Below are 24877 nucleotides of genomic sequence, written 5' to 3' on the forward strand. Positions count from 1 at the left end.
GCGCGCCCCCGCCGTGATCGAAGCAGCCAAGATCGATGTGGCGACGCTGCGCGAAGCCTATCGCGCGAAAAAGCTCGCCCTTTTCGACACCCTGCGCTTCGCACGCGCGCCCACCCGCAGCGTCCATACGGTGCTGCGCCAGCTCTCGGCGCTGGCCGACCAGACGCTGTGCAGCCTGTGGCAGGAAGCCAATTTCGGCGATTCGCTGACCCTGGCCGCCGTCGGCGGTTTCGGCCGCGGTGAGCTGTTCCCGTATTCCGACGTCGATGTGCTCCTGCTCTTGCCGCCCGAAGGCCACGAGAGCGAGATCGATCCGGCCCGCATCGAAGCCTTCATCGGCCACTGCTGGGATGCGGGCCTGGAAATCGGCTCCAGCGTGCGCACCGTCGAAGAATGCCTGGCCGAGGCCGAGAAGGACGTCACCGTCCAGACCTCGCTGCTCGAAGCCCGGCTGATCGCGGGCAACAAGAAGCTCTTCGTCGCTTTCCGCCGCCGCTTCACGCGAGCCATTGATCCGCAGGCCTTCTTCGTGGCCAAGTCGCAGGAAATGCGGCACCGCCATCAGAAGTTCGACAACACACCCTACGCGCTCGAACCCAACTGCAAGGAATCGCCCGGGGGCCTGCGCGACCTGCAGACCATCCTCTGGATGACCAAGGCCGCCGGCTACGGCAGCCGCTGGGACGACCTGGCCAAGAACGGCCTGGCCACCTCCTTCGAGGCGCAACAGATCAAGCGCAACGAGGCGCTGCTCTCGCTCATTCGCGCCCGCCTGCACGTGATTGCCAACCGGCGCGAAGACCGCCTGGTGTTCGACCTGCAGACGGCGGTGGCCGCCAGCTTCGGCTACGAAAGCGAATCGCAGCGCAAGTCCAGCGAGGCGCTGATGCGGCGCTACTACTGGGCGGCCAAGGCCGTGTCGCAGCTCAACCAGATCCTGCTGCTCAACATCTCGGAGCGGCTGCAGCCCGTGGACGAGCAGCACACGCCGATCAACGAGCGCTTCTACGAGCGCGCCGGCCTCATCGAGATCGCGAGCGACGACCTCTACGAGCGCGAGCCGCATGCGGTGCTCGAGACCTTCCTGCTCTACCAGAAGACCATCGGCGTGAAGGGCCTGTCGGCGCGCACGCTGCGGGCGCTCTACAACGCGCGCCATGTGATGGACAGCAAGTTCCGCAACGACCCGGTCAACCACGAGACCTTCATGCGGATCCTGCTGCAGCCCTACGGCATCACGCATGCCTTCCGGCTGATGAACCAGACCTCGGTGCTCGGGCGGTACCTGCGCGTATTCCGCAGCATCGTGGGGCAGATGCAGCACGACCTGTTCCACGTGTACACGGTGGACCAGCACATCCTGATGGTGCTGCGCAACGTGCGGCGCTTCTTCATTGCCGAGCATGCGCACGAGTACCCGTTCTGCTCGCAGCTCGCGGCCGGTTGGGACAAGCCCTGGATCCTGTACGTGGCGGCCCTCTTCCACGACATCGCCAAGGGCCGCGGCGGCGACCATTCCACGCTGGGTGCACGCGACGTGCAGCGCTTCTGCAAGCAGCACGGCATTGCGCGCGAAGACTCCAAGCTCATCGAATTCCTCGTGGCCGAGCACCTGGTGATGAGCCAGGTGGCCCAGAAGCAGGACCTGAGCGACCCCGAGGTGATCGGCGCCTTCGCCAAGCGCGTGGGCAACGAGCGCTACCTCACCGCGCTGTACCTGCTCACCATCGCCGACATCCGCGGCACCTCGCCGCGCGTGTGGAATGCATGGAAAGGCAAGCTGCTCGAAGACCTGTACCGCTACACGCTGCGCGCCCTCGGTGGCCGAATGCCCGACCCGGACGCCGAAGTCGAATCGCGCAAACGCGAGGCGCTGGTGCAGCTGGCCCTGCACGCGCAGCGCTTCGAGGCGCACAAGGCGCTGTGGGACACGCTGGACGTCGGCTATTTCATGCGCCACGACGCCACCGAAATCGCCTGGCACGCCAAGCAGCTCTCGCGCTTCGTGCCGCCGCCGAACGTGCCGATCGACCCGAAGGCGCCGCCCATCGTGCGCGCGCACCTGTCGCCGGTGGGCGAAGGCCTGCAGGTGGTGGTCTACACGCCCGACCAGCCCGACCTGTTCGCGCGCATCTGCGGCTACTTCGACCAGTCGTCGTTCAGCATCCTGGATGCCAAGGTGCACACCACGAGCAACGGCTACGCGCTCGACACCTTCCAGGTCGTGACCACCTTCCTGCCCGACCACTACCGCGACCTCATCAGCATGGTGGAGTCGGGCCTCGCGCAAACGCTCACCGAAGCCGGTGCCCTGCCCCCGCCGAGCATGGGCCGGGTGTCGCGCCGGGTGCGGAGTTTTCCGATCAAGCCGCGCATCAGCCTGTTGCCCGACGACAAGGCGCAGCGCTGGCTGCTCAACATCTCGGCCAGCGACCGCGCGGGTCTTCTGTATTCGGTGGCACGGGTGCTCGCGCGCCATCACCTCAATCTGCAGCTCGCCAAGGTCACGACCCTCGGCGAGCGGGTGGAAGACACCTTTCTGATCAGCGGCCCCGAACTCCAGGGCCAGAAAACGCAGCTGGCCATCGAGAAGGACCTGATGGAAGCGCTGGCCTGAAAGCAGTCAACCGGGGTCGGCATCGCCGCGTTTTCATCAACTTCTGCAAACAAAAAGATTCATTTTTGAGTCTTTGACCGTTCAGAATGGCCTTCATGGACCCCTTGCTGCTTCAGCTTTCCGACTCGGTTTCTTCCGCCAGGACCCTGGAGGACCTGACGCGTCCCATGCTCGAGATGCTCGAGGCCGTGAGCGGACTGGAGTCGACCTATCTCACGATGATCGACCTGGACAAGGGCCTGCAGCACGTCCTGTATGCGCGCAACGCCAGGCAGATGCAGATTCCCGAGGGCCTGAGCGTTCCCTGGGACGACACGCTCTGCAAGCGCGCCCTCGACGAGGGCCGCTCCTACACCGGCAACGTCGCCGAGTGCTGGGGCGATTCGGATGCGGCGCGCGACCTGGGCATCCAGACCTATGTCAGCATGCCCGTGCGCACCGACAGCAGCGGCCTCTACGGCACGCTGTGCGCGGCCAGCGCCGCGCAGGTGTCGCTGCCTCCGAATGCAGAGAACGTGCTAGGCCTGTTCGCCAAGCTCATCGGCCAGCATGTGGAGCGCGAGCTGCTTTTCGCGCGCCTCACGCAGGCCAACTCCGAACTGGCCAGCCACGCCGCCACCGACATGCTCACCGGCCTGCCGAACCGCCGCTCGCTCGACGAGGCACTGGACCGCCTGCTCGCGCAGAGCCAGCGCAACGGCACCTGCGTCCTGGTGGCCTTCATCGACCTGGACGGCTTCAAGCAGATCAACGATGCGCACGGCCATGAGGTGGGCGACGAGTTCCTGCTCGCCATGGCCACCCGGCTCAAGACAACGTTGCGCGCCGGCGACATGCTCGCGCGGCTGGGCGGCGACGAGTTCGTGGTGATCGGCGCCGGTCCCGCCTGCGACGCGGCAGGCGATGCGCCGGCCGCCGCGGCCGAGGCGCTCGCCCAGCGCATCATGGCCGCGGCAGTGGGTAAGTTTCAACTGCCGGCGCTGGTCATCGACTACGGCGGTGCGAGCGTCGGGGCGGTGGCGGCCGATCCGCGCGTCACGTCGGCCCGCGATGCCCTGCGTCAGGCGGACGCCGCCATGTACGACATGAAACGGGCGCGCCGCGCGCTCTCGCGGGAACGCAACCTGCACGCCTGACCGGCCCGTGGGCCGCGGCTGCCCCACGCCTCTCCCGCGGTCCACCCGATCGGACCACCCGACCCGGTTCGGTGCCGCAGCGCCAGACCTCAGGTCGGCCGTTTCCACGCGGCCTCTCTTGCCACAGCACGCTCACGCATCACCGATGCGCCGGGCTGGGTACCCACGCGCCGAAAAATTCTTCTCGTCCTGAATCCAATCCCGCCGCAACTACGTATGCGTCGCCAATGGTTTCCATTTTAGAAACATTGTTTGACATGTGTTGTCGATCGTTATCTGCTCCAACACAATGCCCCGATATGGACATCGAAGAGAACGTTTTTCAGTACTACGAACGTCGGGCATGCAGCGCCCAGTGGCTGGCATTCAACCGGGGCATGGCCGCCGAATTGAGCGCCGGCTTGCCGCCTGAAGACATTCGGCAGCTTTTCTTTCGCATCGGCCAGCGGGTGGCCGAAGCCCTGCCCGTCGCGCCCTGCGAGACCCTGGCCGACCTGCAGTCGCAGTTCAATGCGCACTGGCACGGCATCGACTGGGGCTTCAGCAGCCTGCGCGAGGAGGCCGATTGCGTTGCCATCACCCACGCCTGCAGCCCTATCGCGATGGCCTTCGGTCCCGAAGCGACCGGCTGGAGCACCGGCTTCTTCGAAGGCGTCTACCAAGCTTGGTTCGATGCCCAGCGCATGCCGCCTTCGCTGCGCGTGATGGCGCTCGAGGGCGGCGCGCCGGCGGGCCCGGTGGTCGAACTGCGCCTCGGCAGGAGTTCGCCATGAGCCGCGACGACCGCTCCGCCGAAGACGTCGCCGGCCTGTTTCGCAAGTTCGGCGGGGACGCACACAACTACAGGGAGTTCAGCGCACCCGAGGCGGACGCTCAGGCCCCCGGCAACTGGCCGCTGCTCTCGGGCGGGCCGATCGATCGCCCGCCGGTGGCACCGCCTGCGCCCGCGGTGGCGCCGGCCATTGCACCGGTTGCACCAGTTGCAACGACCGCGCCGGCCGTATCGGTCGCCCCGTTCGCGCCCGTCGCCCCGTTGATCCCGGCACTGGCCGCCGCGACCCAATCCGCTCCCGCCCCGTCGGCCGGAGCCGCGCCCAGCGAACTGCAGGCGCTGTTCGCCCGCCTCGCGGAGCCTCAGCGCCCCGCAGCGGCGCCGGGCCCCATGTCACGCTGGCGACGGCCGACGTGACGATGGTTGTCGTTCCTGTCATTTCCTCCAAGGGCGGCGTCGGCAAGACAACGGTTGCCGCGAACCTGGCCACGACCCTCGCAGCACGAGGACGCCAGGTGCTGGCCATCGACCTCGATCCGCAGAATGCGCTGCGCTTCCATCTGGCGAACGATCCGCGCGGCTGCGAAGAAGGCCTGGTCGCCGCGGCGAGCGGCCAGTTGCCCTGGACGCAGGCGATGCGCCCCGCGCACGGCGGCGTGGTGCTCTTGCCCTTCGGCACGGTCGACGACGAGCGGCAGATCGGCTTCGAGCACGACCTCTCGCGCCATCCCGGCTGGCTGGCCGACACGCTCGCCCGGTTCGGCCTGCCGGCCGACATGCTGGTGGTCGTCGACACCCCGCCCGGCCCCACCGTCTACCTGCAGCAGGCCCTGCGCGCAGCCGACCTCTGCGTGATCGCGGTGCTGGCCGATGCCGGCTCGTTCGCCACGCTGCCGATCGTCGAGCGAATGGTCGACAAGTACTGCCGGTCCCGTGCGGATTACCGCGGCAGCGCCTATGTCATCAACCAGGTCGATCCCGGCCAGCGGCTGAACCACGACGTTCTGGCGGTGCTGCGCGCGCGCCTGCAGCCCGAGCTGCTGGGCGTGCTGCACCTGGACGCCTCGGTGTCCGAGGCGCTCGCCTCCGCCCTGCCGGTGCAGCGCTACGCACCCTTGAGCCAGGCGGCCGAAGACGTCTCGGTGATCGCCGACCGGCTCCTCGCGTGCATCGCAGCCCCCGCGCCTTCACCCTCATCCGCGCATGCCTCGCCGCTGCGCCAGGAAACGCCCCGATGAAAAGCAATACCGGCAACTCCGGGTACGTGCCCCGCGAAGCGCCCGGCTTCCTGCGCCTGTGGCCGGTGCGCCTGGCCGGCTGGCTCATCGCGCTGGCCGTGCTGCCGGCGCTGATCATCGCGCCGATGACCTTCGAGCAGCAGCTGGTGCTCTCGATCGGCATCTTCGTGGCGGCGCTGGTGGCGAACCGCTTCCAGGGCCGCTTTGCCGGGCTGGTGATGATCGTGCTGTCGGTCGTCGTGTCCTCGCGCTACACCTACTGGCGGGTGACCGAGACGATGTACATGGACAACCCGCTGGACCTGGTGCTGGGCGCGGGCCTGCTGATGGCCGAGCTCTACGCCTTCGTGGTGCTGCTGTTGGGCTATGTGCAGACCGCCTGGCCGCTGGAGCGCAAGCCGGTGCCGCTGCCCGAAGACACGACGCTGTGGCCGACCATCGACCTCTTCATTCCGACCTACAACGAGCCGATGTCGGTGGTGCGGCCCACGGTGCTGGCGGCCCAGTCGATCGACTGGCCGCGCGACAAGATCAAGATCTTCGTGCTGGACGATGGCCGGCGCGAGGAATTCCGCGTGTTCTGCGAAGAGGTCGGCGTGACCCACGTCACGCGCGACAACAACCGCCATGCGAAAGCCGGCAACATCAATGCGGCGCTGAAGAACACCACCGGCGAGTTCGTCGCGATCTTCGATTGCGACCACATCCCGACCCGCTCGTTCATGCAGATCGCCATGGGCTGGTTCGGCCGCGACCCGAAGCTGGGCATGGTGCAGCTGCCCCACTATTTCTTCTCGCCCGACCCGTTCGAGCGCAACCTGGACACCTTCGGCACCGTGCCCAACGAAGGCGAGCTGTTCTACGGACTCATCCAGGACGGCAACGACCTCTGGAACGCCACCTTCTTCTGCGGTTCGTGCGCGGTGCTCCGGCGCACCATCGTCGAGGAAGTCGGCGGCGTCGCGGTGGAAACCGTGACCGAAGACGCGCACACCGCCCTCAAGATGCATCGCCGCGGCTACAACACCGCTTACTTGGCGCTGCCGCAGGCGGCCGGCCTGGCCACCGAGAGCCTCTCGAGCCACGTGGGCCAGCGCATCCGCTGGGCGCGGGGCATGGCGCAGATCTTCCGCATCGACAACCCGCTCTTCGGTCGCGGGCTGCACTGGGCGCAGCGGCTGTGCTACCTGAATGCGATGCTGCATTTCCTGTATGGCCTGCCGCGCCTGATCTATCTCACCGCGCCGCTGGCCTACCTGTTCTTCGGCGCGAGCGTGATCCACGCCTCGGCCTCGATGATCTTTGCGTTCGCGCTGCCGCACATCCTGCATGCGAACCTCACCAACAGCCGCATCCAGGGACGCTTTCGCTACCTGCTGTGGAACGAGGTCTACGAGGCGGTGCTGGCCTGGTACATCTTCCGGCCCACGCTGGTGGCGCTGATCAACCCCAAGCTGGGCAGCTTCAACGTGACGGCCAAGGGCGGCCTGGTGCGCGAGGAGTTCTTCGACACCCTGATCGCCAAGCCCAGCCTGGTGCTGCTGCTGCTGAACTTCCTGGGCGTGGGCGCTGGCCTGTGGCGGCTGACCTGGGTCGATCCGCAGAACATTGCCACCGTGTGGCTCAACCTGGCCTGGACCTTCTACAACCTGATGATCCTGGGCGCCTGCGTGGCGGCGGCCAACGAATCGCGCCAGGTGCGGGGCGCGCCCCGCGTGGCGCTGCAGGTGCCGGCCACGCTGTACTTCGCGGATGGGCATTCGGTGCGCTGCACCACGTCCGACTTCTCCGCCGGCGGACTGGGCGTGGAGCTGCCGGCCGACATGCAGCTTGCGCAGGACGCGAACGTCGTGGTGGCGCTCTACCGGGGCGAAGCCGAGTCGCGCTTTGCCACCACCGTGCGTTTCAGCAAGGGGCGGCGCATCGGCCTTCACTTCGCGCCGATGACCCTCGCCCAGGAACGCGCGCTGGTGCAATGCACGACGGCGCGCGCCGACATCTGGGCCGCGCGGTGGGGCAACCACCCGCGGCAGGGCATCCACCGGGTGCTCGGCCATATCGTGAGCATCAGCGGGACCGGCTTTCGCAACATGTTCTCCCATTACTACCGCGCCGCCACCTCCCGGCTGCGCCCCACCGCGGCTTCGTCGTCGAAGCCGCCCGTCGAAGCGAAGGAACCCGTGTGACGACCTCCCTGCAAGCGCCCGGCCGCGATGCACCTGCCCTGCGCCCGGCGCCGAACCGCGGAGCCACCGTGCTGGCGTTCGCCCTGGCCGCCGCAACAACGGGCGGCGCGTGGGCGCAACCCCAGCCTCAACTCCAGCCCCAAACCCAGGCCCGGCCGGCCATTCCGGTGGCCGCGGCCGCCGCATCCGGCGGTGCGGTCCGCGAACTCAACCTCACGCAGCTGGGCATCGACTACGCGGTGCAGCTGCGCGGCATCAGCGGCACCATCGGCATTCCATTCAACGTGCGCGCCGACGAGCTGGTCACCGCCGCGTCGCTCAAGCTGAACTACGCCTACTCGCCCTCGCTCATTCCCGAGCTCTCGCACCTGAAGGTCACGGTGAACGACGTGCTCGTCGCCACGCTGCCGGTGAACCGCGCCGAGGCCGGCAAGCCGCAGACGCAGGACATCCCGATCGACCGGCGCCTGATCACCGAGTTCAACCGCATCAACGTCGAGCTGGTCGGGCACTACACGCGCGAATGCGAGGACCCGGCCCACACCAGCCTCTGGGCGCGCATCGACGCGTCGAGCACGCTCAAGCTGACCGTGTCGCCGCTCAAGCTCACCAACGACCTGGCCACGCTGCCGCAGCCCTTCTTCGACCGCCGCGACGTGCGGCGCGCCCGCATCCCCTTCGTGTTCGGGGGGGCCGAGTCGCCGCCGCTGCTCGAGGCGGCCGGCATCGTCTCCTCGTGGTTCGGCGCGCTGGCGGACTACCGCGGCGCCACTTTCCCGGTCACGCGAGGCGAGCTGCCCGCCGGGCATGCCGTGGTGTTCGTGCTGCCCGACACCCAGATCCCGAACCTTTCGCTGCCGTCCATCCAGGGGCCGGCGCTGGCGGTCGTGGACCATCCGCAGGACCCGGCCTCCAAGCTGCTGCTGGTGATGGGCCGTGACCCGGCCGAGCTGCGCACTGCCGCGGCCGCGCTGGCGCTGAACAGCCGCGCGTTCTCGGGCGATCGCAGCAGCATCGCCGCGTTCCAGGAACCTCCGCCGCGCAAGCCCTACGATGCGCCGCGCTGGGTGCCGAGCGACCGTCCGCTGCAACTGGGCGAGCTCACCGACGCCGCCGGGCTTTCGGTGTCGGGCTACACGCCCGACGTGGTGCGCGTGAACCTGCAACTGCCGCCCGACCTTTTCACCTGGCGCAGCCGCGGCATTCCGCTCGACCTGCAATACCGCTACACGCCGCGCGTGCGGCCCGACCAGTCGACGCTCAACCTGAACGTCGACGACAACTTCATCGGCGCGCTGCCGCTGCGCTCGGCGAACCCGGCGGGCGACCGCTGGTGGAACCCGCTGGCCGTGAAGGTGATGCCCGACGGCACAGTGGCCGAGAACCGGCAGGTCATGCTGCCGCCGCTCGCGCTGGGCCCGCGCAGCCAGTTGCGCATGCACTACTACTTCGAGCCTTCGGGCGGACGCTGCCAGCCGCTGCTGGACAACGTGCGCGGCGCGATCGACCCGACCTCGAAGATCGACGTGTCGGGGTTCCCGCACTACATCGCGATGCCCGACCTGGCGGCCTACGCCAACGGCGGCTTCCCGTTCTCGCGCATGGCCGACCTTTCGGAAACCGCGGTCATCCTGCCGGACCAGGCCGATCCCGCGGACACCGAAACCTATCTGGGCCTGCTCGGCCAGATCGGACATGCCACCGGCTACCCCGCGCTGCGCGTGAAGGTGGGCCGCGCCGCCGAGGTGTCGCAGTGGGCCGACAAGGACCTGCTGGTGATCGGCAACCTGCAGAACCAGCCGCTCTTCGCGCAATGGGCGGCAAAGATGCCGCTGCAGCGCAACGGCACTTCGCCGCAACTGAAGCTCGACAGCTGGCTGGACACCGCCATCGACTTCGTCATCGGCGCGCGCAAGCGCGAAGACCTGGCCGGCGGCATGCAGATCGCGGTGAGCGAGGACGGCCGCGACGCTGTGCTCGCGGGCTTTGAATCGCCGCTGCGCAACGGCCGCAGCGTGATCGCCGCCGTCACCAATCCGGCCTCGAAGGAAGCGCTGCTGAGCGCGCTGATGACGCCCGAACGGCTCAAGCGCATCCAGGGCAGCATGGCCATCGTGCGCGACACGCAGGTGCACAGCGTGCTCGGCGAGGACACCTATTACGTCGGCCGCCTGCCGCCGATGGCCTGGCTCCAGTGGAACCTGTCGCGCAGCCCGCTGCTGCTCGCCGGGCTGGTGGTGGCGCTGGCCCTTCTGGGCGCGGCGGTGGCCTTCGCCAGCCTGCAATTGCGCGCACGGCGCCGCCTGCGTTGAAAGCGGTCCCCGCCATGCCAACCGCCGCATCGCCGCCATCCATCGACACGTGCATCGGCACGCGCATCGGCAGGCGGCCGCTGCTCGCCGCGGCGGCGCTGGGCTGGGCGGCGTCGCGCCCGGCCTTCGCGGCGCCGCCGGCCGCGGCGTGCCATCCGGCGTCCGACTGGGCCGCGTTCGCCGCGCGCCACATCCAGCGCGACGGGCGCGTGATCGACTTCAACACGCCGCAGCAGCAGTCGACCTCCGAGGGGCAGTCGTACAGCCTCTTCTTCGCGCTGGTCCACAACGACAAGCCGACCTTCGCGCGCGTGCTCGCGTGGACCGAAGCCAACCTCGCGCAGGGCAGCCTGGCCAGCAACCTGCCGGCCTGGCAATGGGGCAAGAAGCCCGACGGCGGATGGGGCGTGCTCGACGCGAATGCCGCCTCCGATGCCGACCTGTGGATCGCCTATGCGCTCATGGAAGCCGGCCGGCTCTGGAACGAGCCGCGCTACGCGAAGCTCGGGCGCAGCCTGCTGGCGCTGGTGGTGCGCGACGAAGTGGTGGCGCTCCCCGGTCTCGGCCGCATGCTGCTGCCGTGGCCCGCGTCGGTGGCGAGCGGTCCGGTGTGGCGACTCAACCCGAGCTACATGCCGCTGCAGTTGCTGCAGTACTTCCAGCATGCCGATCCGCGCGGACCGTGGCGCGAAGTGGCGGACAACACCCTGCGCCTGCTCGACGCCGTCGCACCCAAGGGCTTCGCGCCGGACTGGTGCGGCTGGTCGCAGACGGCCAATGCCTTTGTCGCCGATCCCGAGAAGGGCACCGTGGGCAGCTACGACGCCATTCGCGTCTATCTCTGGGCCGGCATGCTGTCGCCCAGGGCGCCGGAACACAAGGCATTGATGCAGCGCCTAAACGGCCCGCGCCAACTGCTTGCAGAGCATCGCCCGATGCCCGAATCGGTGGACACCGCCACCGGTGCCGGGCGCGGCACCGGGCCGCTCGGCTTCGCCGGCGCGCTGCTGCCTTATCTGAAAGCGCAGGCTCTGCCCGATGTGCTGGCCACCGAGTCGGCCCGGCTCCCGGGAGGACGCGCCGAAATTCCATCGGCGGCGGCTACGGGCGCTCCGACGCCTCCGATGCCTTACTACGAGCAGGTGCTGTCGATCTTCGGACAGGCCTGGCTGGACGGCCGCTACGAATTCGATCGCAACGGCCAGTTGCAAACCTCATGGAGACTGCTATGTCGACCCACCCGAGCGGCATGAAGCCGCTGTGTCCACCCTGGCTGCGCCGCGGCCCGGGCCGCATTCCCGCCTCGCAGTGGATGGCATGCCTCGGCCTGCTTGCAGCCGTTTGCGCGAGCAATCCCGCGCGGGCGCAGGCGGATGCCAGCGCCGCACTCGTCGAGCAGGGCAACTACTGGCAGACGCAGGGCCGCGCGGACCTCGCGGAAGAGAGCTGGCGCAAGCTGCTGCGGGTCGATCCGCAATCGGCCGATGCCATGTACGGCATGGCGCAGGTCGAGCTGTCGCGCGGCAATGCCGAGCCGGCGCGCAGCTGGATCTCGCGGCTGCGCGCCGCGCACCCGAACGACAGCCGCCTCGCGCGCCTGCAGCAGCAGGCCCAGCAACCCGGCCAGGGCAGCACGCTGCAGCGCGCACGCGCGGCGGCACGCGCGGGCCGCGGCGCGGAAGCGGTCGAGCTCTATCGCAGCCAGTTCGACAACCGCCCGCCGCCCGAGGCCCTGGCGCTGGAGTACTACCAGGTGCTGAGCAGCACGCCGCAAGGTGCCGACGAAGCGCGCAAGGGCATCGAGCAGCTGGTGAAGGACCATCCGGACAACGCCAACTACAAGCTCGCGCTCGCGCAACTGCGCACCTACAGCGAATCGACGCGGCGCGAAGGCATCCGCAGCCTGGTCGAGCTGGCCAAGCAGCCCACCGTGGGCACGGCCGCGCGCACGAGCTGGCGCCAGGCGCTCATCTGGCTCGATGCGCGCGCACCCGACATTCCGCTCTACCAGGACTACCTGGCGAGCAATCCGAACGACGCCGCGGTGTCGGCGCGCCTGGAGACGCTGACCTCCGGCAAGACCGCGGCCGCCGCCTCGCCGGGTGTGCCGCTCGGCGAAGGGTTCCGGGCGCTGGACCGCGGCGACCCGGCCACCGCCGAGCAGCGCTTCCAGCAGGCGCTGCGCACCAAGGCCGACGATCCCGAGGCGCTCGGCGGCCTCGGCTTGGTACGGCTGCGCCAGGAACGTTTCGGCGAAGCGCAGGAACTGCTGGAACGCGCCGCGCGCGGCTCCGGCGGCAGCAAATGGAATTCGGCGCTGCAGAGCGCCACCTACTGGAGCCTGGTCGGCCAGGCCCGCGCGGCGCGCGAGAAGAACGACGCGCGCGGCGCGCAGGCGCTGCTCGAACGCGCGGTGCGCATCGACCCGCGCGAGAGCGTCGGACAGGTCGCGCTGGCGGACCTGCGCGCCGCCGCCGGCGAGCTGCCGCAGGCCGAACAGGGCTACAAGCGCGTGCTCGAAAGCAAGCCCTCGGACACCCAGGCCTTGCGCGGCCTCATCGCCGTGTACGGCCGCCAGGGCCGCGCCGACGAAGCGCTCGCGCTGGCCCGGCAGCTCACGCCCGAACAGGCCAGCCAGCTCGGCGGGCTGCGCGACATCCAGGTCGAGCAGGCGCGCGCCAAGGCCCGCCAGCAGGCCGATGCGGGCGATGCGCCCGGCGCGCAGCGCACGCTCGAAGATGCGATGCTCGCCGCGCCCGACAGCCCGTGGGTGCGGCTCGACCTTGCCAACATCTACCGCCGCCAGGGCCTTGTGGCCGAGGCGCGCGGCGTGATGGAGGGCCTCCTGATGTCGCAGCCCGACATGCCCGATGCGCTCTACGCGAGCGCCCTGCTCGCCTCCGAGACCGGCGACGCGGCTGGCGGCATCCAGTACCTGGAGCGCATTCCCGCAGCCTCGCGGACGCGCGACATGGCGGCGCTGCAGCGCAGGCTCTGGGCGCAGTCGCAGGCGCAGCGCGCGCAGGCGCTTGCCCGCCAGGGCCAGGTGGACGCGGCGCGGCAGGTGCTCGGCCAGGCCGAGGCGGCGCTCAGCAGCGACATGCCGGCCGAACTCTGGGGCCAACTGGCCGGCGCGTATGCGGAAATCGGCGATGCGCCCCGCGCGCTCGCCATGAGCCGGCAGCTGCTCGCGCGCAGCCCCAACCCGGGCATCGGCGACCGGCTGCTCTATGCGTCGGTGCTGCTCAAGACCAAGCAGGACGTGGAGCTCTCGGCGGTGCTGCGGCAGCTGCAGCCCGCGGGCATGACAGCCGCGCAGCGCAGCGACTTCGACAGCCTGCGCATCGCCTTCGCGCTGCGCCAGACCGATGCGCTGCGAGAGGCCGGCAACCTCGAAGCCGCCTACAACGCCATGGCGCCGGTGCTGGCCGAGCGGCCGGACGATCCGAGGGCGATGGCGGCGCTCGCGCGGCTCTACTCCGCCGCACGCGACGAAACCCAGGCACTCGCGCTCTACCAGCGCGTGCTGCAACGCAGCCCCACCGACCTGGACGCCCTGCTCGCCGCAGCCGCCAGCGCCAGCGCGCTGCGCCAGCACAGCGAGGCCGAGAACTACGTGATGGCCGCGCTGAAGCAGGCGCCCGACCAGTCGCGCGTACTGGCCGCCGCCGGCCGCGTCTACCGGAATGCCGGCGACAGCCGCAAGGCGGAGCAGTACCTGCGCGCCGCGGTGGACGCCGACAGCCGCGTCGCGACCGGGTTCGCGCCCGGCGTTGCGCCGGGAGGGCTGCCCGCGGCGAATCCGTTCGCGGGCATGACGGGCGGTGCCCCAGGCACGGCCGCGCCCGGCGCCTACCCCGGCGCGGCCGGCAATCCTTTTGCGCAGGCGCGCATGCAGCCGGTGGCCTATGCGGCTGCACCGGCCTATGCACCGGCCTACCCCGCGGCACCGCCTGCGTATCCGGCCTATCCCGCCGCCCCCGCGAACACGGGCTATCCCGTCGCGGGCGCGGCGCCCGGTGCGCTTCCCTGGGCCTCCGGTACGGCACCGGTTCCGGCTGCGAACAGCAAGGGCCGGCGCACGGCGACGGCCACGGCTTCGTCGCGCAACGCCGCCGCCCGCAACACGCCGCAGGCCTCGGCCTATGTCGCGCCGCCGGCACCGCAGCAATACCCCGTCGCCGGCATGCAGCCGGTCGCGCCGGTCTATGCACAGGCGCCGCAGGCCGGGAGCTATCCGCAGGCGTATCCGCCCGCCTACCCGTACCCCCAGGCGGGCGGCGCCCCGCTGCCGGTTCCCGGTGCGGGCAACACCGGCTGGAACGCACCGCTGCGCGCCGCGGCGCCCGCAGATCCGGTGGCCGCCGAACTGCGCGAACTGCAGGCGCAGCGCTCGATCAGCCTGACTGCCGGCACCGTCTACCGCAACCGCGCCGGCGAAGCCGGGCTCAGCCAGCTCTCGGACTTCCAGATTCCCATCGAGGCGCGGTTCCCGGTCGGCGAAGGCAAGATCGTCGTGGGCGTCACGCCGACGGTGCTCGATGCCGGAACGCCCTCCGCCGACTACCCCACCGGCAGCCGCTTCGGCGGCGGCCCGGGCGCGGCGATCGCCGGCCTGCAGAACGGCACCAGCGCCGGCCAGCAGAACGCCTCCGGCGTGGGGCTGAGCGTGGGCTACGAAGGCAAGAACTTCGGCGCGAGCATCGGCACCACGCCGCTCGGGTTTCCCGAGACCAACGTGGTGGGCAACGTGTCGTACGCGGGCTCGTTCGGCGACTCGTGGAACGCGAAGGTCGACGTGTCCCGCCGCGCGGTCACCGACAGCCTGCTGTCGTTCGCAGGCGCCAAGGACCAGCGCACCAACGAGCGCTGGGGCGGCGTGGTCGCCACCGGCGTACGCGGCGACCTGGGCTACGACGACGGCACCTACGGCGTCTACGGCTATGCCGCGATGCACGGCATCACCGGCAAGAACGTCGCGAGCAACAGCCGCTTCGAGACCGGCGGCGGCGCCTACCTGCACCTCATCAGCAACCCGAGTTCGAAGCTCACGCTGGGCATGAACCTGGGCCTCATGGGCTACGACAAGAACCTGAGCTACTACACCTTCGGCCAAGGCGGCTACTTCAGCCCGCAGAGCTTCGTGAGCGTGGCCTTCCCGGTGGACTGGAGCGGACGCAGCGACCGCCTGTCGTGGCGCCTGAACGCCTCGCTGGGCGTGCAGTCGTTCACCCAGAAGGAGTCGCCCTACTTCCCGACCGACAGCCGGCGCGCGGGCGATGCGGGAAGCGCGGCCGCCTATGCCGCCTCGCTGGGGCTGAGCAGTGCGCCCTTCACCGGCATGTACCCGAAGACCTCGAAGACCGGCCTGGCCTACAACCTGGCCGCGATCCTCGAATACCAGCTCGCGCCCAAGATGTTCCTGGGCGGCTCGATCGGCCTGAACAACGCGCAGAACTACCGCCAGCTCACCGGCGGCCTGTACATCCGCTACGTGTTCGACGGCGCGAGCTCGCTGGGCGTGCCGAGCGGCACCACGCTGCGCCCGCTGGTCTCGCCCTACACGCCGCTGCTTTGAGGCGGCGGCGCTGAAGGCGTCGAGCCCGGCGCGGCGGGCGCCGCCTGCGAGCCCTGTGGCGGCTCCTTGCGGCCCCACGGCGGCGCGCACTCGAACCCGGCCACCCAGCGCTGCATCTGGTCGGCCGCCATCGGCTTGGCGATGCCGTAGCCCTGGGCCAGCGTGCAGCCCATGGCGAGCAAGGCCTCGCCGTGGGCCGGGGTCTCGACGCCTTCGGCCACCGCGGTGCGCCCGAGCGCCTTCAGCAGCAGCAGGATGCCCTGGACGATCGCGCGGTCCGGCTCGCTGTCGAGCATTTCGCGGATGAAGGACTGGTCGATCTTGACCGACGACACCGGCAACTGGCGCAGGTAGGTGAGCGACGAATAGCCGGTGCCGAAATCGTCGATGGCCACCGCCACGCCGAGCGCGCGGCAGGCCTCCACGAAGCGCGCGACCGTGGCGAACTGGCTGATCGCCGTGGTCTCCAGTATCTCCAGCTCCAGCGCGCCGGCGCCGAGCTTCGGATACTGCGCGAGTTGCTCGGTGAGCCGGTCGACGAAGTCGTGGCGCATCATGTGCAGCGGGCTCACGTTGACGCTCACCGACATCCGAAGCCCCGCCTCGCGCCAGTCGTAGAGCTGCCGAAGCGCGGTGCCGATGACCCACTGGCCGACCTGCTCGGCGAGCATTTCATCCTCCAGCAGCGGCACGAAATGAATGGGCTGCAGCAGCCCGCGCTCCGGATGCCGCCAGCGGATGAGCGCCTCCGCACCCACGACGACGCCGCGGCGCATGTCGACCTTGGGCTGGTACTCGAGGAAGAACTCGTCCTGCGCCAGCCCCTCCTGGATGCGCTGGCGCTGGCGCACGACCTGTGCATCGGCCTTGGCCTGCGGCGCGTCGAAGTAATGCACCTTGCCGTCGGCCGCGCGCTTGGCGAAGAAGGCCGCATGCTGGGCATCGCGCAGCGCGATTTCGGGGGCCGGACCGGTGCTGTCCATCAGCCGCGCGCCGAGGCTGCCCTCAAGGTTCGCGGTGAGGCCGCGCCATTCCCAAGGCTCGGCCAGCGCCAGGAGGATGCGCTCGAGCACCTCGTGGCATTGCGGAAATCCGAGCCCGGCGAAGACGGCGCCGAACTCGTCGCCGCCGATGCGCGCCATGACCGATTCGCGCGGCAGCTGGGCCTTGATCCGGCGAGCCGCCTCGACCAGCGCGGCATTGCCGCCGGCCATGCCCAGGCGCTGGTTGACTTCGGCGAAGCGGTCGAGGTCGATGTCGCAGACGATCGCCAGGCGCTTGCCCGCGCGCGCCCAGTCGTCGATGAGCGGAGACAGAACCTCGTCGGGAGGAAGGCGCTTCAGCTCTTCGTCCGGCGGCAGGGAAACCTGAGCGTGCTTGTTCGGCAAGTGAATCGGGCTCCGGAAAATGCAGGCTGGTGTTTTCCGGATTCAGCCTGTCCGCTTCCCCGATGGCAAGGGATTTTTCGCCCGCCGTGTGTGCCGATCGAAACCCTGGATTTTTTCCTACGACGAAAGAACTCCTGGCCGGCAGGCGACGGCCAGTTCCGGCCTAGCCGCAATAGGCGCCGACGATCCGGCCCGTGGGTTCGACCTGCAGGTTGAGGCGCGTGGGGTCTTGCGCAGTGCTCGCGGTTTCCGTCGCCGGCACGGTGCGGCCGGTCTTGGCGCCCGCACGCTGCATCATTTCCTGCAGCAGGGCCTGGGTCGCCTGCAAGCCGAGCCCGAAGCGAACGGCCGAGGCCTGGCAGGTTTCCGGCGGCGGCGCGAAGCTGGGCGGCTCGGGCACCTCGGAGGTCAGCGGACGGTCCTTGGGTGGGGCTTCGCAGCCCGCCACCAACAGGGCCACGACCGACAGGCACAACCAGCTTCGACCATTCTTCATGCGCATACTTTCTTGCTCCTTGAACTGGACGAAAGCTTAGTCGCCAAAAGCGACATGCCGTCTACAGGTTAATCCGGCCGAACACAAAGCATCAACTAATTCACGATCGTATCGGGGACGCCTTTTCGATGGCGTATCCTGAACGCGATGCATGCAGCCAAGGCCCGATGGGCACCCCCTTCATGACACAGCAACCCGGCACCGTTTTCCTGATCGACGTCGACAACACCCTGCTCGACAACGACGGCGTCGTCGGCGACTTGCGTGCCCACCTCGAAGACGCCTTCGGCACCGAGAGCGCGAACCGCTACTGGACCGCCTTCGAGGCATTGCGCAGCGAGCTCGGCTACGTCGATTACCTCGGCGCATTGCAGCGCTACCGCGCCGAGGAAAGCAAGCGCGGCATGAGCGATTCGCGGCTGCTGCTGATGTCGGGCTTTCTCATCGACTACCCGTTTGCCGACCGCCTCTACCCCGGCGCGCTCGATGCGCTCAAACACCTGCGCCGCTACGGCCCGACGGTGATCCTGTCCGATGGCGACGTGGTGTTCCAGCCGCGCAAGGTGCAGCGCTCGGGCCTGTGGGATGCGGTCGAGGGCCGCGTGCTGATCTACGTGCACAAGGAGCAGATGCTCGACACCATCGAGGAGTGCCACCCCGCGGCGCATTACGTGATGGTCGACGACAAGCTGCGCCTCCTCTCGGCCATGAAGGCGATCTGGGGGCCGCGGCTCACCACCGTCTTCGTGCGGCAAGGCCACTACGCGCTCGACGAACAGGCCATTGCCGCCTACGCGCCCGCCGACATCACCATCGAACGGATCGGCGACCTCATTCAAATCGACGACTGGGCACCCAAGACATGAGTCAAAAAACCAATCCCCTCGCGGGCAAACCCGCGCCCCTCGAACTGCTGGTGAACGTGCCGCGCCTGATCTCGGCGTACTACACCGGCCGGCCCGATCCATCGGTCCCCGCGCAGCGCGTGGCCTTCGGCACCTCGGGCCACCGCGGCTCGTCGTTCGACGACGCATTCAACGAATGGCATGTGCTGGCGATCAGCCAGGCGATCTGCGACTACCGCAAGCAAAAAGGCATCGACGGCCCGCTGTTCCTCGGCATCGACACGCACGCGCTCTCCACGCCCGCCTTCAGCAGCGCGGTCGAAGTGCTGGCGGCCAACGGCGTCGAGCTGATGCTGTCGAAGGACGACGAGTACACGCCGACGCCCGCCGTGTCGCATGCGATCCTGGTCTACAACCGCGGCCGCACGAGCGGCTTGGCCGACGGCATCGTCATCACGCCTTCGCACAACCCGCCCGAGAGCGGCGGCTTCAAGTACAACCCGCCAAACGGCGGCCCCGCCGGCACCGACATCACCTCCGCCGTCGAAGCTGCGGCCAACAAGATGCTGGCGAACGGGCTCGAAGGCGTGAAGCGCATGCCGCTCGCGCAGGCGCTGAAGGCTTCGACCACGCACCGGCACGACTACCTGAACACCTACGTCGAAGACCTCGCGCAGGTGCTCGACATGGACGCGATCCGCGGCGTGGAGATCGACCTCGGCGTCGACCCGCTCGGCGGCGCCGGGGTGCACTACTGGCCGGCCATCGTCGAGCGCTACAAGCTCAAGCGCCTCACCGTGCTGAACCAGGAGGTCGACCCGACCTTCCGCTTCATGTCGCTCGACTGGGACGGCCGGATCCGCATGGACCCGTCGTCGCCCGACGCGATGCACAAGCTGATCGCGCTGAAGGACCGCTTCGGCATCGCCTTCACCTGCGACACCGACCACGACCGCCACGGCGTGGTCACGCGCAGCGCGGGCCTGATGCAGCCGAACAGCTACCTCGCCGTGATGATCGATTACCTCTACACGCACCGCCCGCAATGGCCGGCGGGTGCGGCCGTCGGCAAGACGGTGGTGAGCAGCCAGATGATCGACCGCGTCACCGCCCGGCTCGGGCGCAAGCTCTACGAAGTGCCGGTGGGCTTCAAGTGGTTCGTCGACGGGCTGGTGGAAGGATCGCTGGGCTTCGGCGGCGAGGAAAGCGCGGGCGCGACCTTCTTGCGCCACGACGGCTCCGCGTGGACCACCGACAAGGACGGCATGGTGCCCGCCCTGCTCTCGGCCGAGATCGCCGCGCGCACCGGACGCCATCCGGGCGAGCGCTATGCGGAGCTGACGCAGGCACTCGGGCAGCCGGTGTCCGACCGCGTGGATGCGGCCGCGACGGTCGAGCAGAAGAAGAAGCTGTCGAACCTGTCGCCGCAGCAGGTCAGTTCGACCGAACTGGCGGGCGACAAGATCGAGGCCGTGCTGAGCCATGCGCCCGGCAACGGCGCGGCCATCGGCGGCGTGAAAGTCGTCACCGCCAACGGCTGGTTCGCGGCGCGGCCCTCGGGCACGGAGAACATCTACAAGGTCTACGGCGAGAGCTTCAAGGGCGCGGAGCACCTCGCGCGCATCCTCGAAGAGGCGCAGCAGCTGGTGGACAAGGCGCTGTCGAGCTGACGCCGACCATGGAAGCCCACGCGCTGCGCCTGAACCCGGGCGACGATTTGCGCGCGGCGCTCGATGCGGCGCTGAAGCAACGCGGCGCCGAAGCGGCTTTCGTGGTCTCCGGCATCGGCAGTCTCCGCGGTGCGCGCATCCGGTATGCCGGCGTGGAAAGCGCTGCGGTGCTGGATGGCGATCTTGAAATCCTCACGCTGTCCGGCACGCTCTCGCCGGATGGCGCTCATCTGCACATCAGCGTGTCGGATGCGGTGGGCCAGGTGCGCGGCGGGCATGTCGCACCGGGCTGCATCGTGCGCACCACCGCTGAAATCCTGATCGCCTGGCTGCCCGAATGGCGCTTCGCCCGCGAGCACGACCCGGCGACTGGCTATCCCGAACTGGTGCCGCGTCCGAGGTCCTGAACCTCGCACCGCTCAGGTCGGCCCGCTTGCCAGCCTGCGCTCCAGCCACACGCTGTAGCGCGAGAGCCCGAAGCACAGCACCCAGTACACGGCGGCGATGAAGAGATAGCCCTCGAGGTAGAACGGCCGCCAGACCGGATCGCCGCCGAGCGCAAGGCCCAGCGCGCCGGTCAGCTCGAAGAGGCCCACGACGGTGACGAGCGAGGTGTCCTTCAGCGTGCCGACGACGCTGTTGGTCAGCGCCGGCACGACGAGGCGCAGCGCCTGCGGCAACACGATGTCGCGCTGCACCGGCCAGCGCCCGAAGCCCAGCGCCATCGCCACCTCGGTCTGCCCGCGCGGCACGGCCTGCAGGCCGCCTCTGATGATCTCGGCCAGGTAGGCAGCGACGAACAGCGTGAGGCCCGCGAGCACGCGCACCAGCACGTCGGGCTGCCAGCCCGCGGGCCACAGCAGCGGCAGCAGGAACGACGCCATGAACAGCACCGAAATCAGCGGCACGCCGCGCACCAGCTCGATGTAGCTCGCGCTCAGCGTGCGGACCACCGGCCAGCCCGAACGCCGGCCCAGTGCGAGCAGCAGCGCGAGCGGAAAGGCCAGCGCCAGCCCGACCACCGCCAACCCGATGGTGAGCGGCAGGCCGCCCCAGCGACTGGTCGGCACATGACTCAGCCCCATGACACCGCCGCGCATCAGCAGCACGAACAGGAGCAGTGCGACGACCCACAGCGGCACCAGCCACCAGCGCCAGCTGCGCGGCCACGCACTCAGCACGGTGACGGCGGACAGCACGACCACCGCGATGGCCGGGCGCCATTGATCTTCGTAAGGGAAGCGGCCGAACAGCATCGGCCGCCACTTCTCGGCCACCACGCCCCAGCAAGCGCCGTGCTGCACCGCGCGGCAGGCCTCGGCATCGGCACGGAACACCGCGTGCACCACGGCCCAGTCGACGATGTGAAAACCGACCCACGCGAGCAGCACGATCAGCAGCACCGTCGCCAGCGCGCGCAGCGGCGAACCCCAGAGTTCACGGCGCCACGCAATCGGGCCCTGCGACACGTTTCTCATCGCCACCCCCGCAAAGCGACGCGCGCGTTGTAGCGGTTCATGCCGAAGGAGATCGCGAGCGACAGCAGCAGGTACACCGCCATGATGATCGCGATGCACTCGAAGGCCCGGCCGTTCGAGCCGATGGTGGTGTTGGCCACCGACACCAGCTCCGGATAGCCCACGGCCACCGCGAGCGACGAATTCTTGACGAGGCTGAGCAACTGGTTGGTGAGCGAGGGCACGATCACCCGCAGCGCCTGCGGCAGGATCACGATGCGCAGTTGCTGCACCGACGACAACCCCAGTGCCTGCCCCGCCAGCACCTGCCCCTGCGAGACCGAGAGGATGCCGGCCCGCACGATCTCCGCGACGAACGCGGCCGAATAGAACGACAGGCCCGCGACGATGGTCACATACTCGGGGCTCAGCGCTGCGCCGCCGCTCACGCCGAAATCGCCGCGCTCGGGCCATTCGAAATGCGTCGGCCACCAGCCGCCCTCGCCCGCCACGGGCCATGGCACGCTGAGCCCGCCCTTGCTGAGCCACACACCCGGCAAGAGGCGCACGGGTTCGGTCGGATCAGGCAGCAGGTTCGCCATCGCGAAGGCCAGCATCAGCAACTGCACCAGCAACGGCACGTTGCGCAGTAGCTCGACATAGGCGGTGCAGATGCCGCGCAGCAGCACGTGCGGCGCGAGCCGGCCGATGCCGATCAATGTGCCGAGCACGACCGAGAAAATCGCTGCGGGCACCGCCGCCCGCACCGTGTTGATGAGGCCCGCGAGAAAGGCGCGCCAGAACGGCTGGCTGGCGTCGAAATCGAGCCAGCCCTCGCTGATCGAGAAGCCCGCGGGCTCGGTGAGAAAGTCGAAGCCGGATCGAACGCCGCGTGCGCGCAGCACGTCGAGCGCGTGATGCACCACCCAGAAGGCGCCGGCCACGACGGCCAGCACCAGCAGCGCCTGGACGGTCCAGGCCAGCCAGGCGCCGCGGCGCGAGGCCTCCCGGCTCATCGAACCGGTGGTGCGTAGATCAGGCCGCCCTTGCTCCACAAATTGTTGGAGCCGCGCGGCAGCTTGAGCACCGACTTCGGCCCGACGTTGCGCTCGAACACCTCGCCGTAGTTGCCCACGGCCTTGATCGCGCGGAACGACCAGTCCTTGTCCAGCCCCAGCAGCTTGCCGAGGTCTTCGCCGGCGCCGACCAGGCGCTGCTGCGCCGGGTCCTTGCTGCTCGCCTTGAGTTCGTCGGCATTGGCCTGGGTGACGCCCGCTTCTTCCGCCTCGATGAGCGCGTTGGGCACCCACTTGGCGATGGCGAACCACTCGTCGTCGCCGCGGCGCACCAGCGGCGCGAGCGGTTCCTTGGAAATCAGCTCGGGCAGGATGATGTAGTCGTCGGGGTTCGGCGCTTCCTTGTTGCGCAGGCCCGCGAGCGCCGAGGCGTCGGTGGTAAAGGCCTGGCAGCGGCCCGAGAAGAAGGCCTTGAACGAGGCTTCGAAGCTCTCGAAGACGACGGTCTTCACCGGGATGTTCTGGGCGCGGAAGTAGTCGGAGACGTTCTTCTCGTTGGTGGTGCCCGACTGCGTGCAGATGGTGGCGTTCTTGAGCTGCTTCGCACTCGTCACCTTGAGCTTCTTCGGTACCAGGAAGCCCTGACCGTCGTAATAGGTGATGGTGGTGAAGTTGAAGCCGAGCGAGGCGTCGCGCGTGAGCGTCCAGGTGGTGTTGCGCGCGAGGATGTCGATCTCGCCGGCCTGCAGGGCCGAGAAGCGCTGCTGCGAATTGAGCGGCACGAAGTCGACCTTCTTCGCATCGCCGAGCACGGCCGCCGCAATGGCGCGGCAGGTGTCGACATCCAGGCCCGACCAGTTGCCCTGGGTGTCAGGAGCGGAGAAGCCCGCCACGCCGTTGGTCACGCCGCACTTGACGGTGCCGCGCTGCTTGACCGCATCGAGCGTCTTTCCCGCGAAGGCCGGAGCGGCGGTGGCAAGGGCGACCAGGGATGCGGCGGCGATCAGCGCCGGGCGGAATCGATTTTTCATGGGGGTGTTTCTCCTCAACAGACAACAAAAGCCAGTGTACGGGGCGTCGCGCGGCCGCGCCAAAGACGGGTCGGTTGGATGCATATGCCCTTTGCAGCGCCAATACCGCAATACCATACGGCCCTTTATCAACTCTCCCGAACAGGAATCACACAATGTTCAAGTCCGACGACACCGGCAAGCTCGTTCTGCGCCTCGCGCTGGGCATCCTCATCCTGCTGCACGGCGTGTCCAAAGTCACCAAGGGCGTCGATGGCATCGGCGGCATGCTGGCCTCGCACGGCCTGCCGGCGTTCCTGGCGTACGGGGTCTATGTCGGTGAGATTCTCGCGCCCGCGCTGCTGATCGTCGGCCTGTTCACGCGGCCGGCCGCGGTGATCGTGGCGATCAACATGCTGGTGGCGATCTGGCTGGTGCACCGCAAGGACCTCGGTGCGATCAACGGCCAAGGCGGCTGGGCGCTGGAACTGCAGGGCATGTTCCTGTTCGCGGCGATCTCGCTGGCCTTCACGGGCGGCGGCCGCTTCGGCCTCAGCAACAAGTAAGCGCGACGGCTCCGGCCTTCAGTCGTCGTCGGCTGCATCGAGTCCCGGGAACAGGACCTCGGTGTAGCCGAAGCGCGAAAAATCGCGCACCCGCATCGGGTACAGCTTGCCCAGCAGGTGATCTACTTCATGCTGCACCACGCGCGCATGAAAACCGCTGGCGACCCGGTCGATCGGGTCGCCGTACGGATCGAAGCCGGTATAGCGGATGTTGGCGAAGCGCGGCACCACGCCGCGCAGGCCCGGCACCGAAAGACACCCTTCCCAGCCCTCTTCTTCGTCCTCGCCGATGGGCGTGATGACGGGGTTCAGCAGCACGGTGCGGGGCACCGGTGGCGCGTCGGGATAGCGGGGGTTGACGATGTCGGTGCCGAAGATCACGAGTTGCTGATCCACGCCGATCTGCGGGGCCGCAAGGCCGGCGCCATTGACCGCATGCATGGTCTCGAACATGTCGCGCACCAGGAGGTGCAGCTCGTCGGTGTCGAAAGCGGCGACCGGCTGCGCAATGCGCAGCAGCCGGGGGTCGCCCATCTTGAGTATTTCGCGAATGGCCATCGCGGGATTATCGCGATGGCCTTAAGCCAGGA

19 protein-coding genes are annotated in these 24877 nt (G+C 68.9%); 13 read left to right on the forward strand and 6 right to left on the reverse strand.

Translation table 11 applies throughout. The features are described from left to right. Nucleotides 1–13 precede the first annotated feature (13 nt). The 9 genes from QFZ83_RS13750 (at nucleotide 14) to QFZ83_RS13790 (ending at nucleotide 15839) form a co-directional block, all read left to right on the forward strand. The gene (locus QFZ83_RS13750) at nucleotides 14–2617 is read left to right on the forward strand and encodes a [protein-PII] uridylyltransferase (RefSeq protein WP_307507260.1); all 2604 of its coding nucleotides are present in this window, start codon (nucleotides 14–16) and stop codon (nucleotides 2615–2617) included. A gap of 95 nt (nucleotides 2618–2712) precedes the next feature. Beyond that, a complete protein-coding gene (locus QFZ83_RS13755; protein ID WP_307507263.1) occupies nucleotides 2713–3753 on the forward strand; it encodes a sensor domain-containing diguanylate cyclase in 1041 nt (346 codons plus the stop codon). Between the two features lie 299 nt (nucleotides 3754–4052). After that, complete coding sequence (gene bcsD / locus QFZ83_RS13760) at nucleotides 4053–4526, forward strand: cellulose biosynthesis protein BcsD (protein WP_306879569.1); 474 nt, start codon at nucleotides 4053–4055, stop codon at nucleotides 4524–4526. After that, nucleotides 4523–4942, forward strand: a complete 420-nt coding sequence (gene bcsR / locus QFZ83_RS13765) for a BcsR/BcsP family cellulose biosynthesis protein (protein ID WP_307507267.1) — start codon at nucleotides 4523–4525, stop codon at nucleotides 4940–4942. The genes bcsD and bcsR overlap by 4 nt, the downstream gene beginning before the upstream one ends. A gap of 2 nt (nucleotides 4943–4944) precedes the next feature. Continuing rightward, the gene (gene bcsQ / locus QFZ83_RS13770; protein ID WP_306879573.1) at nucleotides 4945–5763 is read left to right on the forward strand and encodes a cellulose biosynthesis protein BcsQ; all 819 of its coding nucleotides are present in this window, start codon (nucleotides 4945–4947) and stop codon (nucleotides 5761–5763) included. Continuing rightward, a complete protein-coding gene (bcsA, locus tag QFZ83_RS13775) occupies nucleotides 5760–7949 on the forward strand; it encodes a UDP-forming cellulose synthase catalytic subunit (RefSeq protein ID WP_307507270.1) in 2190 nt (729 codons plus the stop codon). Before bcsQ ends, bcsA begins: the two co-directional genes overlap by 4 nt. Beyond that, nucleotides 7946–10261 (forward strand): cellulose biosynthesis cyclic di-GMP-binding regulatory protein BcsB, encoded by a 2316-nt coding sequence (gene bcsB, locus QFZ83_RS13780; RefSeq protein ID WP_307507273.1) that lies wholly within the window; start codon nucleotides 7946–7948, stop codon nucleotides 10259–10261. Before bcsA ends, bcsB begins: the two co-directional genes overlap by 4 nt. A 14-nt stretch (nucleotides 10262–10275) precedes the next feature. Next, nucleotides 10276–11514, forward strand: a complete 1239-nt coding sequence (gene bcsZ, locus QFZ83_RS13785) for a cellulose synthase complex periplasmic endoglucanase BcsZ (RefSeq protein WP_307507278.1) — start codon at nucleotides 10276–10278, stop codon at nucleotides 11512–11514. Beyond that, nucleotides 11490–15839 carry a cellulose biosynthesis protein BcsC gene (locus tag QFZ83_RS13790; protein ID WP_307507282.1) on the forward strand — a complete coding sequence of 1450 codons (4350 nt, stop codon included), beginning with the start codon at nucleotides 11490–11492 and terminating at the stop codon, nucleotides 15837–15839. The genes bcsZ and QFZ83_RS13790 overlap by 25 nt, the downstream gene beginning before the upstream one ends. Here the strand turns inward: QFZ83_RS13790 and QFZ83_RS13795 are convergent. Both QFZ83_RS13795 and QFZ83_RS13800 read right to left on the reverse strand, forming a co-directional pair. Beyond that, nucleotides 15821–17227, reverse strand: coding sequence for a bifunctional diguanylate cyclase/phosphodiesterase (locus QFZ83_RS13795; protein WP_307507286.1), 1407 nt, complete (start codon nucleotides 17225–17227; stop codon nucleotides 15821–15823). The genes QFZ83_RS13790 and QFZ83_RS13795 overlap by 19 nt on opposite strands. A 163-nt stretch (nucleotides 17228–17390) precedes the next feature. Then, nucleotides 17391–17723, reverse strand: a complete 333-nt coding sequence (locus QFZ83_RS13800) for a hypothetical protein (RefSeq protein WP_234974754.1) — start codon at nucleotides 17721–17723, stop codon at nucleotides 17391–17393. A 182-nt stretch (nucleotides 17724–17905) separates the two neighbouring features. On the opposite strand from QFZ83_RS13800, the gene QFZ83_RS13805 reads away from it, so the two are divergent. From QFZ83_RS13805 to QFZ83_RS13815, 3 genes are read left to right on the forward strand one after another with little or no spacing between them, the layout of a single operon-like run. Continuing rightward, nucleotides 17906–18589, forward strand: coding sequence for an HAD family hydrolase (locus QFZ83_RS13805; protein ID WP_307507289.1), 684 nt, complete (start codon nucleotides 17906–17908; stop codon nucleotides 18587–18589). Next, on the forward strand, nucleotides 18586–20238 hold the full coding sequence (gene pgm, locus QFZ83_RS13810) for a phosphoglucomutase (alpha-D-glucose-1,6-bisphosphate-dependent) (RefSeq protein ID WP_307507292.1): 1653 nt from the start codon (nucleotides 18586–18588) through the stop codon (nucleotides 20236–20238). Before QFZ83_RS13805 ends, pgm begins: the two co-directional genes overlap by 4 nt. An 8-nt stretch (nucleotides 20239–20246) precedes the next feature. After that, nucleotides 20247–20645 (forward strand): PPC domain-containing DNA-binding protein, encoded by a 399-nt coding sequence (locus QFZ83_RS13815; protein ID WP_307507295.1) that lies wholly within the window; start codon nucleotides 20247–20249, stop codon nucleotides 20643–20645. A 12-nt stretch (nucleotides 20646–20657) separates the two neighbouring features. Here the strand turns inward: QFZ83_RS13815 and QFZ83_RS13820 are convergent, their stop codons facing one another. Genes QFZ83_RS13820 through QFZ83_RS13830 form a run of 3 tightly spaced genes read right to left on the reverse strand, consistent with a single transcriptional unit; the run spans nucleotide 20658 to nucleotide 23742 of the window. Beyond that, a complete protein-coding gene (locus QFZ83_RS13820) occupies nucleotides 20658–21716 on the reverse strand; it encodes an amino acid ABC transporter permease (protein WP_307507298.1) in 1059 nt (352 codons plus the stop codon). Beyond that, complete coding sequence (locus QFZ83_RS13825; protein WP_307507300.1) at nucleotides 21713–22711, reverse strand: amino acid ABC transporter permease; 999 nt, start codon at nucleotides 22709–22711, stop codon at nucleotides 21713–21715. The genes QFZ83_RS13820 and QFZ83_RS13825 overlap by 4 nt, the downstream gene beginning before the upstream one ends. Next, entirely contained in the window at nucleotides 22708–23742 is a 1035-nt protein-coding gene (locus QFZ83_RS13830; RefSeq protein WP_307507302.1) for an amino acid ABC transporter substrate-binding protein, read from the reverse strand. The genes QFZ83_RS13825 and QFZ83_RS13830 overlap by 4 nt, the downstream gene beginning before the upstream one ends. Nucleotides 23743–23897: 155 nt before the next feature. On the opposite strand from QFZ83_RS13830, the gene QFZ83_RS13835 reads away from it, so the two are divergent. After that, entirely contained in the window at nucleotides 23898–24287 is a 390-nt protein-coding gene (locus tag QFZ83_RS13835) for a DoxX family protein (RefSeq protein ID WP_013541634.1), read from the forward strand. 18 nt (nucleotides 24288–24305) lie between these two features. Here QFZ83_RS13835 and def read toward each other — a convergent pair whose 3' ends face one another. Beyond that, nucleotides 24306–24845, reverse strand: coding sequence for a peptide deformylase (gene def, locus QFZ83_RS13840; RefSeq protein ID WP_013541635.1), 540 nt, complete (start codon nucleotides 24843–24845; stop codon nucleotides 24306–24308). Nucleotides 24846–24877: the final 32 nt, after the last annotated feature.

It is taken from the genome of Variovorax sp. W1I1 (assembly GCF_030815625.1).
Classification (GTDB): domain Bacteria; phylum Pseudomonadota; class Gammaproteobacteria; order Burkholderiales; family Burkholderiaceae_C; genus Variovorax; species Variovorax paradoxus_C.